Below are 14541 nucleotides of genomic sequence, written 5' to 3' on the forward strand. Positions count from 1 at the left end.
TTCACGAGGCAGCGTGTGACGAGGCTCGCACCGCGCGCTCGAGGCCGGGCTCAGCGGGACGAATTCCGAGGAGAGCCCGGCCTCCGGCGTGCGTGCGGCGGGGGGGGCGGTCCTGACAGGGCGGTCCGGTGGGACTATCTTGGACCGTTCAGCCTTGTCATCGTTCGATGACATCTGGCGATGACAAGATGCGATCGGAGGGCCCCGGCAGATGAGCGGCACAGGTGAGAGTCCGGCCACGGGCAAGAGCGGCCGCAGCCGCACACGTAGCCCCCGGACACTGCTCCCGTCGCTGATGTTCACGGCCCTTTCGGTGTCCGTGATCAGCACACTCGGCGCGCCGATGGTGCCGACCATCGCCCGCGAGCAGCACGTGCCCCTGGGCGCCTCCCAGTGGATCCTCACCGCCACGCTCCTGGCCGGCGCCATCTCCGGCCCCGTGCTCGGCCGGCTCGGCGACGGTCCGCGCAGACGTGGAGCCATCCAGGGTGCGCTGGCCGGCGTACTCCTCGGCAGTGTGCTGGCCGCCGTGGCGCCGGAGTTCTGGCTGCTGCTCGTCGGCCGTGCGCTGCAGGGGCTCGGCATGGGGCTGATGCCACTGGCCATCGCCGTCGCACGCGATCACCTGCCGGCCGACCGGATGCGTTCCGGGATCGCCTCCCTGTCCATCACCACCTCCGTGGGTGCCGGGCTCGGGTATCCGGTGACCGGCGTGATCGCCCAACACCTGGACTACCGGGCGGGGTTCTGGTTCGCGGCGCTGCTGACCGCGCTGGCGCTCGCCGTCGTGACGTGGGTGGTGCCGGCCGGATCGTCCGTCTCCGGGCGCCCGCTCGACACGACCGGCGCGGTCCTCCTGTGCACCGGGCTCGCCGCGATCCTGCTCGCGCTGAGCCAGGGCGCGGTCTGGGGCTGGTCGGCGCCGGCGACCCTCGGATGCCTGGCAGGCGGGGCCGCGGTGCTCGCGCTCTGGGTCGCCCAGGCGTTGCGCGCCAGGTATCCACTGGTCGACATCCGCCTCGTACGCAATCGCGCGGTCCTCGCCGCGAACGTGACAGCCCTGCTCATGGGCATAGGCATGTACGGGGTGCTGTCGCTCGTGAATCTGTACACGCAGGTGCCGAAGGAGGCCGGGTACGGCTTTCAGCTCTCCCTCACCGCCACCGGTCTGATCCTGATGCCGCTCTCCCTCGGCAGCATCACGGCGAATCGCGCCGCCTCCGCGCTGGTGTCCCGGATCGGGCTCAACCGTGTACTGCCGCTCGGCACTCTCCTGGTCTGTGTGGACCTCGTCGTGCTCTCCGTCTGGCGGGACCACCTGGGTGTCCTCGTCCTCGGCACCTTCCTGCTCGGCAACGGCGTGGGCGCTGCCTACGCCGTGATGCCGCTGCTCATCGTGCGTCACGTACCGCCGTCCGAGACGGGCAGTGCCACCAGCTTCAATCAGGTACTGCGGACGGTCGGCGGCTCGGTGGGCAGCGCCGCCATCTCGGCGATCATGCTGGCGCACACACCTGCGGGCGGCGAGATACCCAGCAGCAACGCGTACACCGTGGCGCTCCTGGTGACCGCCGGCGCCGCGTTCCTCGGGGTCGTCGCGGCCGTGGCGCTGCCACCGCGCCGCACCCGCACCACCGGACCGGAAGACCCGGAGGGCTTGGTCGCCGCATCGAGGCCGGTCACGGAGCCGTCACCGGTCGAATCGGGGTCGGGTATCGTCCGGCGTGACTCCACCTGATGATCTCTCAGGACGGCAGGCGGGTCATGAACGAGAAAGGACGGCCGATGGGTTCGGCTTCGGGAGCGGAACGCTCGCACCGCAGGAAGCGCGACGCGGACGCGACGCGCGCCGCGCTGCTCGCCGCCGCCCGCGACCTCTTCGGCCGGCACGGGTACGAGAAGGTGACGCTGCGGGAGATCGGCGAACGGGCCGGTGTAGACGCCTCGTTGATCGCCCGCTACTTCGGTAACAAGGCAGCCGTCTACCGTTCCGCGGTCGCCGAGGACAGCCGCGAGGTGGAGGCGCCGGTGCAGGCGGGTGACCTCGGCGCGTACACCGCGTACGCGCTGCACCGCACGGACCGCCGCGGCGCACCCGGACCGCTCGTCCAGGCACTCCTGTCGCAGAGCAGCGCCCCGGAGGTCCGCGCCTCAGCCGCCGGTGAACTGCGCACCCGTCTGATCACCCCGCTCGCCGAGCGGCTCGCGGACGAGGGGCACGAGGATCCGGTCGGCCGGGCCGAGGTGCTCATCTCCTGTCTCGTCGGTGTCATCGCGCTGCGCTCGAGCAACGTGTTCGAGGGCCTGGCGTCGATGAGCCCCGAGGCGATCGGCGCCGTACTCGAAGCGGCCGCGCAGGCCTCGGAGGAACGGCCGCCTTCCGGGTCCGGTACCTGACCGGCCGCCGTGCGCAGGATCGACGGCGGGCGGCCCTCTTGTCCGTGGGCGGGCAGCCGGTCCACGGCCCGGCCTTCCTCTCCCGTGCCGGGTCTGCGGCGGTGTGCTGGGTGCTGGGTGCTGGGTGCTGGGTGCTGGGTGCTGGGTGCTGGGTGCTGGGTGCTGGGTGCTGGGTGCTGGGTGCTGGTCACGGCGTACACGGTTCCGGCCGAACTGCCCGCCGCACAGGGCTTCGTGGCCGCGTACCGGATGCACTTCAGGGCCTGTGCCGTCCCGCCCCTCGCCGTGGAGGCGTACGACGCCGTGCACTTCGTCGCCCGCGGTATGCGGGAGACCGCCTCGACCGGCGCCGAGCAGGGCGGCACAGTGCGTTTCCTCGGGAAGTACGACGAGGTGGACGAGGACTCACCCGCGCGCGGCCGACCGGACCCAAGTGCAGCGGGGGGAACGGTGAACAGCGCCCCGCGATGTGCCAGGATCGGACCCATGCTGAACGCTGAGCGCTATCTGGCCGAGGACGAGCAGCTGGTGCATGCGACGCGCCAGCACTGGACCGAGATCGTGGGCGAGTTCGCCGTCCTGGTCGTCATCTGGGCGGTGGTGGGCGTCCTGTTGTGGGTCGTACCGTCCGACGACTGGGGCAGCACCGCGCGCAACATCGTCCTCGCACTCGGCGTGATCGCCTCCATCTGGTTCTGGCTGGTGCCCCTGCTGAAGTGGCGCAGCACGGTCTACGTGGTCAGTACGAAGCGGATCTACGTACGCAGCGGATTCCTCACCAAGACCGGCCACAGCATTCCGCTGGTGCGGGTGAACGACGTGGCGTTCCGCGCGACGCTGTGGGAGCGCATCCTGCGCGAGGGGACGCTGTCCATCCAGTCGGCCTCCGAGCAGGGGATGCTCACCCTCAAGCACGTGCCGGACCCCGAAGGCCTCAAGCAGCTGATCCACCGGGCGGTCGGCGAGGAGCAGCGGGGCCAGCAGCAGTGGGGCGGTCCCACGGGGCCCGTTCCGCCCGCCTACTGAAATCCTCCGCGCGGGCCGGTCAGCCGTCGAGGAGGTGGCGGCCCCGGGCCGTCACCCGGTGCACCACATGGACGCCGCTGCGCTCGCTGTGCACGAGACCGGAGTCGCGCAGCACGGTGAGATGGCCGCTGACGGTGGACGCGGACATGCCGAGGTGCAGGGCGAGCGCTCCGGTGGTGGACGCGGCGGGCAGGGCCCCGAGCACCCGGGAGCGTCCCGCTCCGAGCAACGCCGCGAGCGCCGCAGCCCGGCCGTCCGGTGCGGCGACGGATGCGCCGGTCGGACGGACCGGATAGACCACCACCGGGGGCAGCCGTGGATCGGCGATCGCGATCGGCGCGGTGTGGCAGAAGAACGACGGGATGAGCCGCACGCCGCGGCCTCGCAGCCACAGATCGGCGTCCACCGGGTAGGGCGCGCTCAGCACGGAGTCCCGCCGGACGAACGGGTCGAGGGTGTCGAGCACCGCGGTCATTCCGTCCTCGAGCCGTTCGAGCCGGCTCTCCCGGTCGGCGGCGACGGTGGCCTGCACCTCGCTCCAGTCGGGTGCGATGAGCTGGGTGTGGAAGTGCCGTACGGCATCGGCGATCCGGCCGAGCAGGTCCCGGTCCCCCGTGGCGAGCCGACGGGTCCAGCCCGGCAGCGGCCGGTACCTGGCCGCTTCCCGCAGTTCACGTTCGAGGCGGGAACCCGGGGTGGCACGCAGCGTCTGCAGCGCCGCGGTCATGCCCTCCGCCGACTCGGCAGGAGTCAGGAAGTCGGGGAAGTACGGGGTGTCCGCCGGTGCCAGGTCGTGCAGCAGGCGGCACGCGCCGCGCAGCTCCGGGTCCCGCAGACGCTCGGTGGCGCGCCGACGCCACGGGCGCAGGCGTACGGGGACCCTGGCCGGGGACGTGGTCAGCACGTGCAGCGCCAGGAACGCCTCCCACACCGGGTCCGCGGACCGCGCCAGTTGCAGGTGCCTGAAGTCCCGGTCGCTGAAGTGGATGCGTAGCACGCCGACCATGAAGGAAGCGTAACTGCCGCCGCCACAAGGGGAATTCGGCTGTGCCCGAACTCCTCGGCCCGCGCCCTCCGCGCGGCTCCCTAGCATCCGGTACGCGCACGCCGCACCCGGCCGTACCCGGCCCGCGGCGCGCGCGGACAGACCGGGATGCCCGGACACCGGCACATACCGACTCGCGCACCCGCGATCGACACAACCCCCCTACCTGGAGGTCGAGTTGAATCAGCCTCATGTCTCCCGCCGCCGCCTGCTCAGGACCGCGGGCGGTGCCACCGCGGCGCTCGCGCTCGGTGGCGCAGGCGCCCTCGCCTGGTCCCCGTCGGCCGCTGCGGCCGACGACGCCGCCGGTCTGCGGATCGTGGACAGCAACGAGAGCGATCCGCGGATGAAGTACTACCGCTTCGCCACCGACGCGATCGGCTGGGACCCCGCGGTCAACGTCCTGCTGCCCGACGACTACGGTTCCGGCCGCCGTTACCCCGTGGTCTACCTCTTCCACGGCGGCGGCCTCGACCAGGACTTCATGACGTTCGACAAGATGGGCATCCGCGAGCTGACGGCCGGACGTCCGGTCATCGTGGTGATGCCGGACGGCGGGCACGCCGGCTGGTACAGCAACCCGGTGTCGTCCAACTCCGGGCCGCGCGACTGGGAGACCTTCCACATCGAGCAGCTGGTGCCCTGGATCGACGCGAACTTCCGTACCTACGCCGAGTACGACGGTCGCGCCGTGGCGGGCTTCTCCATGGGCGGCTTCGGCGCACTGAAGTACGCGGCCAAGTACCACGGCGACTTCGCCTCGGTGAGTGCTCACTCGGGTCCGGCCAGCCTGCGCCGAGACGCGGGCCTGGTGGCGCACTGGGCGAACATCTCCGCCGGTGCGGCGGACCTGGCGGGCGGCACCGTCTACGGCGCTCCGCTGTGGGACGAGGCGCGGGTCAGTGCCGACAACCCGGTGGAGCGCATCCCGAGCTATCGCGACAAGCGCGTCTTCCTGGTGGCCGGCACCAGCCCCGATCCGGTGAACTGGGCCGACTGGGTCAATGAGACTCAAGTCCTCGCCGGACAGCGGGAGTTCCGAGCAAAGCTCGACGAGGCGGGCCTGCCGCACGAGTCGCACGAGGAGCCCGGCGGGCACGTGTTCCGTGCCGCGCTGTTCCGGCGCGACCTGGACGGGATCGTCGAACGGCTGCGCAAGGCGTAGGGCTTGCGGCGGTCGGTCGTATCGGCCGTACGAGTGCGGTGTCGTCCTGCGAGGGGGCGGCACCGCACGTCTGTGAGGGGACGTCACGCGCGTCCGATGCGACGGTCCCTGACGCGCGACCAGAACACAGGGCAGGTCCGGACGCAAGCGGTCCCACGGGCGCGTGGCCGCACAGGTGAACAAACCCTTCGTTCGGCTGCACATGTGTCCGAGTCCGACGTGTGCCGGGTACCTCTGGCCCAGGCCGGGCATGCCGCCCGGCTTTCAGGCAGGTGACCGGGCGACGGTGCCCGCGCTCCCCCTTCGGAAAGGAACCTCATGGCCTCAGTCAAGATGGGCGTGGCAGGTCGTGCCGCCCTCGGTGCCGTCTTCGCCGCGACCCTGGTCGCACAGGCAGCCGGCATGGCGCACGCTGCCGCTGGGTCGAGCTCGGCGTACGGAGTGAAGGCCACCCTCGGGCCGATCAACGTCGCGGAAGCAGCGCCCACCGCCTACCCCGGCGGGCCCGGGGAGGCCACCGTGGCAAACGTGAGCGTCGGCGGCGTCGGCTCCGTGCAGGGCGTCAGCACCACGTCGACCGGCAACGACCAGGCCGGCACCACCAAGTCCACGTCCAAGATCGCCGGCGCGGACCTCAACCTCACGGTCGCCCAACTGGCCACGGACGCCGTCACCACGACCTGCGATGCGAAGCCGGGCAGCACCCCGACCGGAGCGGTGAGCATCGTCAACGGCACGGCCAAGGCTGTCACGCCGGGCGCCGAGATCGCTCTCGACGCCAGCCCCGCGCCCAACACCAAGGTCACCCTGCCGGCCAACGCAGGCGAGGTCGTACTCAACGAGCAGACCAGGAACGCCGACGGCTCGCTCACCGTGAACGCCCTGCATGTGAAGGCCGCCGGGGGCCCGGTCACCGGCGACCTCGTCATCGGCTCCGCCACCTGCAAGGCCGGCACCGCCGACCAGCCGAAGACCGGCGCCATCACCGCCACCTCCGTGGACGAGGACGGCGACCGGGTCGCGGGCGTCGCCTACGACCTCAAGACGCTCAAGTCCCGCGCTGCCGCGCCGTCCTGCACCGGCAACAACACCGGCAGCTGTACCTTCGACGACCTGCAGCCCGGCTCGTACCAGGTCTGCGTGACCGACGTCCCCGACGGCTACAGCATGCCCGCGCAGCGCTGCTCGGCCACGGTTGCCGTCGACGGCAACCACCGTCACGTCCGGTTCGTGATCCCGGAGGAGCACGGCAAGAAGGACTGACGCCGGTTCTGGAACGGGGCGGGCGGAGCGGCTGGTGAGCCGCTCCGCCCGCCCCGTTCCGCATGGTCCGGGTGGACGCCTGCGTCACTCCCGCAGGGCCGCTGCCACCTCCTCGGCGGTAGGGGGTACGTCCGCCGTCGGGTCCTGGGCGATGCGGTCGGAGCCGAAGCCCTGGGCGATCAGGACGTCGTCGGGGATCCGGCCGCCGTCACGCTTTCCGGTGCCGGGCTTGGTGCCCCACACGTAGACCCGGTCGCCGACCTTCAGCAGATCGAAGAGCCGCTTGGCGTCCTTGGCGTACATGTTGACGCAGCCGTGCGAGCCGGACTTGAAAAGGTCGGAGTAGGTGCCGTGGAACGCCTGCCCGCCGTCGAAGAACTGCGAGTGCGGCATCGGGGCGTTGTTGTAGATGGTCGAGAAGTGACGTTCGCGCTTGAGGTAGATCTTGTGCCAGCCGAGCCGGGTCTCGTACCCGTCCTTGCCGCTGCGGATCGGCACCGGCGCGTAGACGACCTTCTTGCCGGTCTGCACCCACAGGATCTGGCGGTTCAGATCCACACAGGTCACCCGGTACTCCCGGACCGGGCACTTGCCCTGGGCGTTGGGGTTCTTCTTCACCTCGTCGACGAGGAGCAGACGGTAGGTCTTGAGGTCGGCCTTCCCGTCGGCCGGTTTGATGCCGAGGCGGTTCTGCAGCTTGCGGATGGCGAGGCAGTCCTCGGTGCTCTGGACTCCGTCCTCCTTGAGCCCGAGCTTCTTCTCCATCTGCCACTGGTAGGAACCGGAGCCTGCCTTGCAGGCCTCCTCGGCGGCACTCGGGGCCGGGCCCTGCTGCGCGAGGGCGGGCGAGGCGGCCAGCAGCTGGCCGGCCAGGGCCGCGGAGCAGGCAAGCAGCCCTGCGGTAGACATACGCGACTTCACGCGCGCACCGACCTTCCTCCCTGAGACAGGGGGGTGGGGAGTATGACTCAGGTTCGGTTCTAGGCGCGAGCGCGGGTGTACGCAGATCAACTGCTCCGCATGGCCGAGCAGATCGTCCGGAACGTGTTCCGGATCGGCGTGTCGCGGGGGTGCCGGGCCGCCGGTCCCCGCGGGAACGTCGGATCAGGACGAGCAGGTGTCCAGCATCTCGCCGAGTACGTCCTTCTCCTCCTGAGTGACGGTCAGCTCGTAGGTCGACTTCACCGAGGTCCAGGCGCGTCCGTACGGGCACCAGTAGGTCTTGGCCGGTGGCTGCCACTCGTCGGGGCCCTGGTCGGACTTGGAGCGGTTGGAGGCGGCGGAGACCGCGAGGAGCTGGGGGTGTGTCAGATCGTTGGCGAAGGCCTTGCGCTGCTCCTGCGACCAGCCGCGTGCTCCGGAACGCCAGGCGTTGGCGAGCGGCACCATGTGGTCGATGTCGAGGTCGCCGGAGTCGGTGAACGACTTGCCGTCGTAGGCACTGACCCAGGTTCCCGATTCGGCCCGGCACTGGTCGTTCTGCCGCACGTCCTCGCCGTCGCGTTCGAGGATCGTCTCGCGGGTGTCGCAGCGTTCGCCCTGCTCGGCCCAGTGCGGGAACTTGTCCCGGTTGTACCCGCTCATCGAGCCCTGTTCCGCGACCTTGAGAGCGTCGAGTTCGGACCGCGCCCGGTCGGCCGTCGGCATCCCGGGCAGCTTCGCGGTGCCCGTCGCCTCGCCGCCGCCCGCGCCCTCGGCCCCGGAGGACGAGGCCGACGGCTTGCCGTCGCTCGCCCCCGGCGAGACGCCTTCCTGACCGGCCGTGCATCCGGCGACCGACAGCACGGCCACCACCGCCAAAACCCACTGCCAACGGCCTTGCTGACGCGCCATGACCTGCTGATTCCCCTCGCCCTGCGCACTGTTGCGACCGCAGCGCACCCTATCCGCTCCGGACGCCTGGCACTGCGGCGCGTGGGTACGCAAAAGCGTTCGGCCGGTGGCCGTGCTCCCGCTACGGTGGCGCGATGGCCCGACTGCGCACCGAACGACTGCTGCTCCGCGAGTGGCAGGCCCACGACCTCGCCCCATGGGCCGCGTTGAACGCGGATCCCGAGGTCCGTGCTCACTTTCCCGGAGTGCTCAGCCGCGCGGAGAGCGACGCCTCCGCGGCGGGCTTCCAGGCCGATCTCGAGAGCCGCGGCTGGGGGTGGTGGGCCGTCGAGGTGCGCGGGACGGGCGAGTTCGTCGGGTTCGCCGGTCTCGATCCGGTGGAGGAGGAGATGCCGTTCAGCGGCGTCGAGGCCGGCTGGCGCCTCGCGCGGCGCGCCTGGGGGCACGGGTATGCGACGGAGGCGGCGCGCGCGGTGGCGGAGTTCGCCTTCACCGGACTCGACCTGCCCGAACTCCTCGCCGTGACCGCGGCGTCCAACCTCCGCTCACAGGCGGTGATGCGCCGCATCGGCATGACCCGCGACCCCGCCGACGACTTCGACGATCCGACGGTGCCGGCCGGACCGCTACGGCCCAGCGTGCTGTTCCGGCTGACGCGCGGGGCTGCCCCGACGGTCTGAGCGAAACGGTCCGGACGATCCGTGAGATCCGCCCTGACGATCTGTGAGATCCGTCCCCTTGAGCCGTGGCCGCTCCGCGTCCGATCATGGGCTGTCTCCGGCGACCGCCGGGGCCGAGGGGAGCAGCGATGGCTGAGCAGGTACGGCCCGATTTCGGTCTGACCGCCGACGACTACGCGCGCCATCGGGCCGGGTTTCCGCCCGAGTTGGTGACGCGCCTCGCCGAGCGTGGTGCCGGTGTGGACGGTCGCGATGTCGTGGACCTCGGCACCGGGACGGGCACTCTGGCGCGGCTGTTCGCCCGGGCCGGTGGGCGGGTGACCGGCGTGGACCCGGCGGCCCCGCTGCTGCGGGAGGCCGAACGGCTCGACCGCGAGGCGGGCGTGAATGTCACCCACCGGGTCGCCACGGCCGAGGAAACGGGCCTGCCGGACGGGGAGTTCGACGTGGTGTCCGCCGGCCAGTGCTGGCACTGGTTCGATCCCGGACGGGCGACGGCCGAGGTGCGGCGGCTGCTGCGTCCCGGCGGCCGCGTGGTCATCGCGCACTTCGACTGGCTTCCGCTGCCCGGCAATGTGGTGGCCGCCACCGAGGAGTTGATCACCGAGTACAACCCGGACTGGGCGTACGGCGGCGGTACGGGCCTGTACCCGCGGTGGCTGACAGATCTTGCGGTGGCGGGCTTCAGCGGGATCGAGACCTTCTCGTTCGACCTCGACATCCCGTACACACCGGCCGCCTGGACCGGTCGCATCAGGGCCAGTGCGGGTGTGGGCGCCAGCCTGTCCGGGCCGGAGGTGGCGCGTTTCACCGACGCCCTCGAGTCCGTGCTGCGCGGTCGGTTCCCGGAGGACGTTCTCGAGATTCCGCACCGGACGTGGGCGGTCACGGCGGTTCGTCCCTGAGCGGAGTCGCGGCGCCCGGGACCAGCCCGGGCCCACCGTGTCCCGACGGCCCTGCGGACCCTGGCATGATCGAGGGATGTCCGAACGCATCATCGCGGCCTGTGACGGCGCAGCGAAGAAGAATCCGGGACCGGCCGGCTGGGGCTGGGTCGTCGCCGACGCCGGGGGGCGGCCCGAGCGCTGGGAGGCCGGGCCGCTGGGCACGGCGACCAACAACATCGCCGAGCTGACGGCCCTCGCCGAACTCCTCGAGTCCACGGATCCCGCCACACCGCTCGAGATCCGTATGGACTCCCAGTACGCCATGAACGCGGTGACGAAGTGGCTCGCCGGCTGGAAGCGCAACGGCTGGCTGACCGCCTCCAAGAAGCCGGTCGCCAACCGCGAACTGGTCATCCGTATCGACGAACTGCTGACCGGCCGTGACGTCGAGTTCCGCTACGTGCCCGCGCACCAGGTGGACGGAGATCCGCTGAACGCGATCGCGGACGCCGCGGCGAGCGACGCGGCGAGCGAGCAGCAGGCGTTCGGGACCGCGCACGGCACGGCCGAGATCCCCGGTCCGCGCCACGACGCGATGACGGGCGGCGGCACCGGCGGGACGGCGACCCGGCGCAAGGCACCCCCGAAGAAGGCGGGTGCGCGCAAGGCCGGGTCCGGCGTGATCAAGGCCAAGTTCGCCGGACGTTGCTCCTGCGGCCGGTCGTACGCGGCCGGGGAGCAGATCGCGAAGGGCGCGAGCAGTTGGGGCCATCCCGAGTGCCGCGAGTCCTGAGTCTCGTGACACTGCGCCGGGGTTGAGGGACGCCTCGGCCCCGCTCAGCCCTCTCCGCGTCCCTCGTCGACCGACTCCGGCGCACCCGCTTCGCCGAGCCAGCGGGCGAGTTTTCCGCTGCGGCCCACGGCGCGCAGCCGGCGTTCCGTCGCCTCGCGGGTGGCGGGTGTGGTGATCAGGAGCAGTTCGTCCCCGGCCCGCAGTACGGTCGCAGCTTCGGGGACCAGCGTCGTACCGTCGCGGACGATGAGTGTCACCACCGTCGGCCGGGGCAGCCGCAGCTCGAAGACGGCCACGCCCGCGAGCCGTGACCCGGGCGGCACGGTGGCCGTGAGCAGATCGGCGTCGAGGACGTCCAGGGGCGCCGTCTCGACTTCCACGTCGCGGAGCCGGCCGCTGTGCGTGAGCCCGAGGAGCCGTGCGAGGGCGGCCAGGGTCGGGCCCTGGACCAGGGTGAAGATGACGACCAGTACGAAGACGATGTTCAGCAGGTCACGGGCGCCGTCCACGCCGGCCACGATGGGGAACGTGGCGAGCACGATGGGCACGGCCCCGCGCAGCCCCGCCCAGGAGATGAAGACCTGCTCCTGCCACGGCGTACGGAACGGCAGCAGGCAGAGCGCCACCGACACCGGCCGGGCGACGAGCAGCAGGATCAGGCCGACGCCGAGTGCGGGCAGGATCGCCGACGGCAGTTCGCTGGGCGTCACGAGCAGCCCGAGCATGACGAACAGACCGATCTGCGCCAGCCATCCCGCGCCCTCGGCGAAGGACCGCGTCGCGGCCCGGTGCGGCAGCTTGGAGTTGCCGAGCACGAGGCCGGAGAGATAGGCGGCGATGATGCCGCTCGCACCGGTCGCGCCGCCCGCCGCGAAGGCGAGGATGCCGAAGGCGACGGTGGCGAGCGGATACAGGCCGGTGGCGGGCAGGGCGATGTGCCGCAGCGCGATGACACCGAGCCAGCCGATGAGCAGGCCGAGCACGGCGCCGACGGACAGCTGGAAGAGGACGTTGCCGGCGACGGCGGCGGGGCTCGGCAGATCGGCGAGCGAAGTGCTGAACACCAGGACGAGGATGATCGTCGGGGCGTCGTTGAACCCCGATTCGGCTTCCAGGAGCGCGGTGACCTTCTGCGGGAGCGGCAGGGATCTCAGTACGGCGAAGACGGCCGCGGCGTCCGTGGACGAGACGATCGCGCCGAGCAGCAGCGCGAGATGCAGGTCCATGCCGAGCAGATAGTGCGCTCCGGCGGCGGTCACGCCGACGGAGATCCCCACCCCGGCGAGGGCGAGCACACCGGCGGGTGCCAGCAGACGGCGCAGGTCGGCCCAACGGGTGGTGAGACCGCCGTCGACGAGGATCACGGCGAGGGCGGAGGTGCCGAGGGCCTGGGCGAGTTGGGCGTCGTCGAAGGGAAGCCCGATGACGTCCTCGCCGACGATGACGCCGACGGCCAGGAACAGCAGCAGGCTGGGCAGTCCGAGCCGGTGTGCGGTGCGGGCGGCGGCGATGCTCGCGAGCAGCACGACGCCGCCGATGAGCAGCACCACGTACAGCTGCTGCAGAGTCATGTCCGTGCTCCGTCGGTGGCGTGGACACCGGCCCGCCGGCCGGGCCGGTGTCCAGTCTTTCGCGGCCTGGGCGATATCACCCGATATCGGGGCCGGGGCCTTGCGGCCGGCGGCGCTGCGGGTCGAAGAGGTGACCGGCGATTCCGGCGACGACGAGTCCGGTGGCGAGCAGGAGACCGTGTCCGATACCGATGCCGAATCCGAGGCAGCCGACCGCCACGGCCAGGACGAGCCAGGCTCGGCCCCGCCGGTACTCGCGGGGGCTGCGCGGCCGCCCGTCGGCCAGCGAACGTGCGAACTCGGGGTCCTCACGCTCCATCTGCGCCTCGAGGTCGCCGAGACGACGCTTCTCGGAGTCGGTCATGTCTCCTCCCGAAGGCCCTGTCATTCGCTGTGCCACCCTCAGGCCAGGGCGAAGTAGCGGAGCCATACGTACAGCCCCGCCACACTGAGGGTGACCGCTGTGACAACCAGCCCGATGCGGCTGAACTGCCAGAACGAAATGTGGTGGCCCTCCCGCTCGGCGATGCCGATGACCACGACGTTCGCGGAGGACGCGATGATCGTCGCGTTGCCGCCGAGGTCGGCGCCGAGGGCGAAGGACCACCACAGCATCCCGGCCTCGCCCTTGCCGCCGGCCGCCGCGACGATCTCGGAGACGATGGGGCTCACGGACGCCACGAACGGAATGTTGTCGATCACCGCCGACGGGACGGCCGAGCCGAAGATCAGCGCCATCGACGTACCGAGCAGCTGCCCCTCCGTCGCGCTCGCGGCGGCCTCGCCGAGCTTCCCGATCACTCCGGTCTGCACGAGGGCGCCGACCATGACGAACAGGCCGGTGAAGAACGCGAGCGTCTCCCACTCCACGTCCTTGGCCACGGCGGTCGCGTTCAGCCGGGAGGCGGCGAGCAGGACCAGACCGCCGGTGATCGCGACGACCGACGGCTCGATGTGCAGTGCCGTGTGGAGCACGAAGGCCGCCATCACGAGGATCACGATCGTTCCGCTGACGGCGAGGAGCTTGGTGTCCTTGATCTCGTCGCGCGGGCGGAGGTCGGCGACCGCGTCCGCCATCTCGGGGTCGAAGTGGAAGTGCTTGCGGAACAGCACGCGGCACATCAGCACGAAGATGACCATCAGGACGATGACGATCGGCGTCATGTGCACCAGGAAGTCGTTGAACGACAGGTCGGCACGGGAGCCGATCATGATGTTGGGCGGGTCGCCGATCAGGGTGGCCGCACCGCCGATATTGCAGGCCATCACCTCGGCGATGAGGTACGGGACCACGGGATAGCCGAGCCGGCGGCAGACCAGGATCGTGACGGGCGCGATCAGGAGCACCGTCGTCACGTTGTCCAGCCATGGCGACAGCACCGCGGTGGCCACCACGAGCAGCACCATGAGCCGGTACGGTCTGCCGCGGGCGAGTTTGGCCGCGGTCAGCGCGATGTACTCGAAGATGCCGGTGCGTTTGAGGACCGCGACGATCAGCATCATCCCGAGCAGCAGGAAGATGACGTTCCAGTCGATACCGGCGTGCTCGGAGAAGAAGGCGTGCTCGGGGTCGGTGGCGCCGATGACGAGCATCACCACGGCACCACCGAGGGCCGCCGCGACCCGGTGCACGATCTCGGTCGCGATGAGCACGTAGACCGCCGCGAACACCACGACGGTCATCCAGGCGGTCACACTCATACCCGCCTCCCTCCTGTAGTGGGCCGCCGTCCGCAGCACTCCGCAGAAGGGACTCCTCCCGGTCCAGTTGTCCGGGTTCTACCTTTGCGTGCCGGGACCTGCGGGACCATCGGGGCCGACACCCAAAACGAACGGGGGACGACGTGCAGAGCGGTGTCCGGATGGGTGCTGTACCGGATG

General features: G+C 71.0%; 14 protein-coding genes. 8 read left to right on the plus strand and 6 right to left on the minus strand.

What is annotated here, in order from left to right; translation table 11 throughout:
* The first annotated feature begins 211 nt into the window (after positions 1-211).
* The 3 genes from DSC45_RS21510 (at position 212) to DSC45_RS36470 (ending at position 3423) form a co-directional block, all read left to right on the plus strand.
* Positions 212-1738 carry an MFS transporter gene (locus DSC45_RS21510; protein ID WP_119293436.1) on the plus strand — a complete coding sequence of 509 codons (1527 nt, stop codon included), beginning with the start codon at positions 212-214 and terminating at the stop codon, positions 1736-1738.
* 26 nt (positions 1739-1764) lie between these two features.
* A complete protein-coding gene (locus DSC45_RS21515; protein WP_240434768.1) occupies positions 1765-2397 on the plus strand; it encodes a TetR/AcrR family transcriptional regulator in 633 nt (210 codons plus the stop codon).
* A 159-nt stretch (positions 2398-2556) separates the two neighbouring features.
* Positions 2557-3423 (plus strand): PH domain-containing protein, encoded by an 867-nt coding sequence (locus DSC45_RS36470; protein ID WP_240434769.1) that lies wholly within the window; start codon positions 2557-2559, stop codon positions 3421-3423.
* 19 nt (positions 3424-3442) lie between these two features.
* On the opposite strand, the gene DSC45_RS21530 is transcribed toward DSC45_RS36470, so the two are convergent.
* A complete protein-coding gene (locus DSC45_RS21530) occupies positions 3443-4429 on the minus strand; it encodes an ArsR/SmtB family transcription factor (protein WP_119293442.1) in 987 nt (328 codons plus the stop codon).
* Positions 4430-4646: 217 nt separating this feature from the next.
* On the opposite strand from DSC45_RS21530, the gene DSC45_RS21535 reads away from it, so the two are divergent.
* Positions 4647-5633 (plus strand): alpha/beta hydrolase, encoded by a 987-nt coding sequence (locus DSC45_RS21535; RefSeq protein ID WP_119293444.1) that lies wholly within the window; start codon positions 4647-4649, stop codon positions 5631-5633.
* A 318-nt stretch (positions 5634-5951) separates the two neighbouring features.
* Complete coding sequence (locus DSC45_RS21540) at positions 5952-6896, plus strand: choice-of-anchor P family protein (protein WP_119293446.1); 945 nt, start codon at positions 5952-5954, stop codon at positions 6894-6896.
* Between the two features lie 84 nt (positions 6897-6980).
* Here the strand turns inward: DSC45_RS21540 and DSC45_RS21545 are convergent, their stop codons facing one another.
* Together DSC45_RS21545 and DSC45_RS21550 are read right to left on the minus strand one after the other, a co-directional pair.
* A complete protein-coding gene (locus tag DSC45_RS21545; RefSeq protein ID WP_119293448.1) occupies positions 6981-7805 on the minus strand; it encodes a L,D-transpeptidase in 825 nt (274 codons plus the stop codon).
* 195 nt (positions 7806-8000) lie between these two features.
* Positions 8001-8729 (minus strand): HNH endonuclease family protein, encoded by a 729-nt coding sequence (locus DSC45_RS21550; protein WP_119293450.1) that lies wholly within the window; start codon positions 8727-8729, stop codon positions 8001-8003.
* Positions 8730-8863: 134 nt separating this feature from the next.
* On the opposite strand from DSC45_RS21550, the gene DSC45_RS21555 reads away from it, so the two are divergent.
* The 3 genes from DSC45_RS21555 (at position 8864) to DSC45_RS21565 (ending at position 11089) form a co-directional block, all read left to right on the plus strand.
* A complete protein-coding gene (locus DSC45_RS21555; RefSeq protein ID WP_119293452.1) occupies positions 8864-9409 on the plus strand; it encodes a GNAT family N-acetyltransferase in 546 nt (181 codons plus the stop codon).
* 128 nt (positions 9410-9537) lie between these two features.
* Entirely contained in the window at positions 9538-10314 is a 777-nt protein-coding gene (locus DSC45_RS21560; RefSeq protein WP_119293454.1) for a class I SAM-dependent methyltransferase, read from the plus strand.
* Between the two features lie 76 nt (positions 10315-10390).
* Positions 10391-11089 (plus strand): ribonuclease H family protein, encoded by a 699-nt coding sequence (locus DSC45_RS21565; protein ID WP_119293456.1) that lies wholly within the window; start codon positions 10391-10393, stop codon positions 11087-11089.
* A 44-nt stretch (positions 11090-11133) separates the two neighbouring features.
* On the opposite strand, the gene DSC45_RS21570 is transcribed toward DSC45_RS21565, so the two are convergent.
* From DSC45_RS21570 to DSC45_RS21580, 3 genes are all read right to left on the minus strand, one after another.
* A complete protein-coding gene (locus tag DSC45_RS21570; RefSeq protein ID WP_119293458.1) occupies positions 11134-12660 on the minus strand; it encodes a potassium/proton antiporter in 1527 nt (508 codons plus the stop codon).
* A 76-nt stretch (positions 12661-12736) separates the two neighbouring features.
* Positions 12737-13024, minus strand: a complete 288-nt coding sequence (locus DSC45_RS21575; RefSeq protein WP_119293460.1) for a DUF3040 domain-containing protein — start codon at positions 13022-13024, stop codon at positions 12737-12739.
* A gap of 38 nt (positions 13025-13062) precedes the next feature.
* Complete coding sequence (locus DSC45_RS21580; RefSeq protein ID WP_119293461.1) at positions 13063-14361, minus strand: ArsB/NhaD family transporter; 1299 nt, start codon at positions 14359-14361, stop codon at positions 13063-13065.
* Positions 14362-14541: the final 180 nt, after the last annotated feature.

It is taken from the genome of Streptomyces sp. YIM 130001 (genome assembly GCF_003574445.1).
GTDB lineage: Bacteria > Actinomycetota > Actinomycetes > Streptomycetales > Streptomycetaceae > Streptomyces.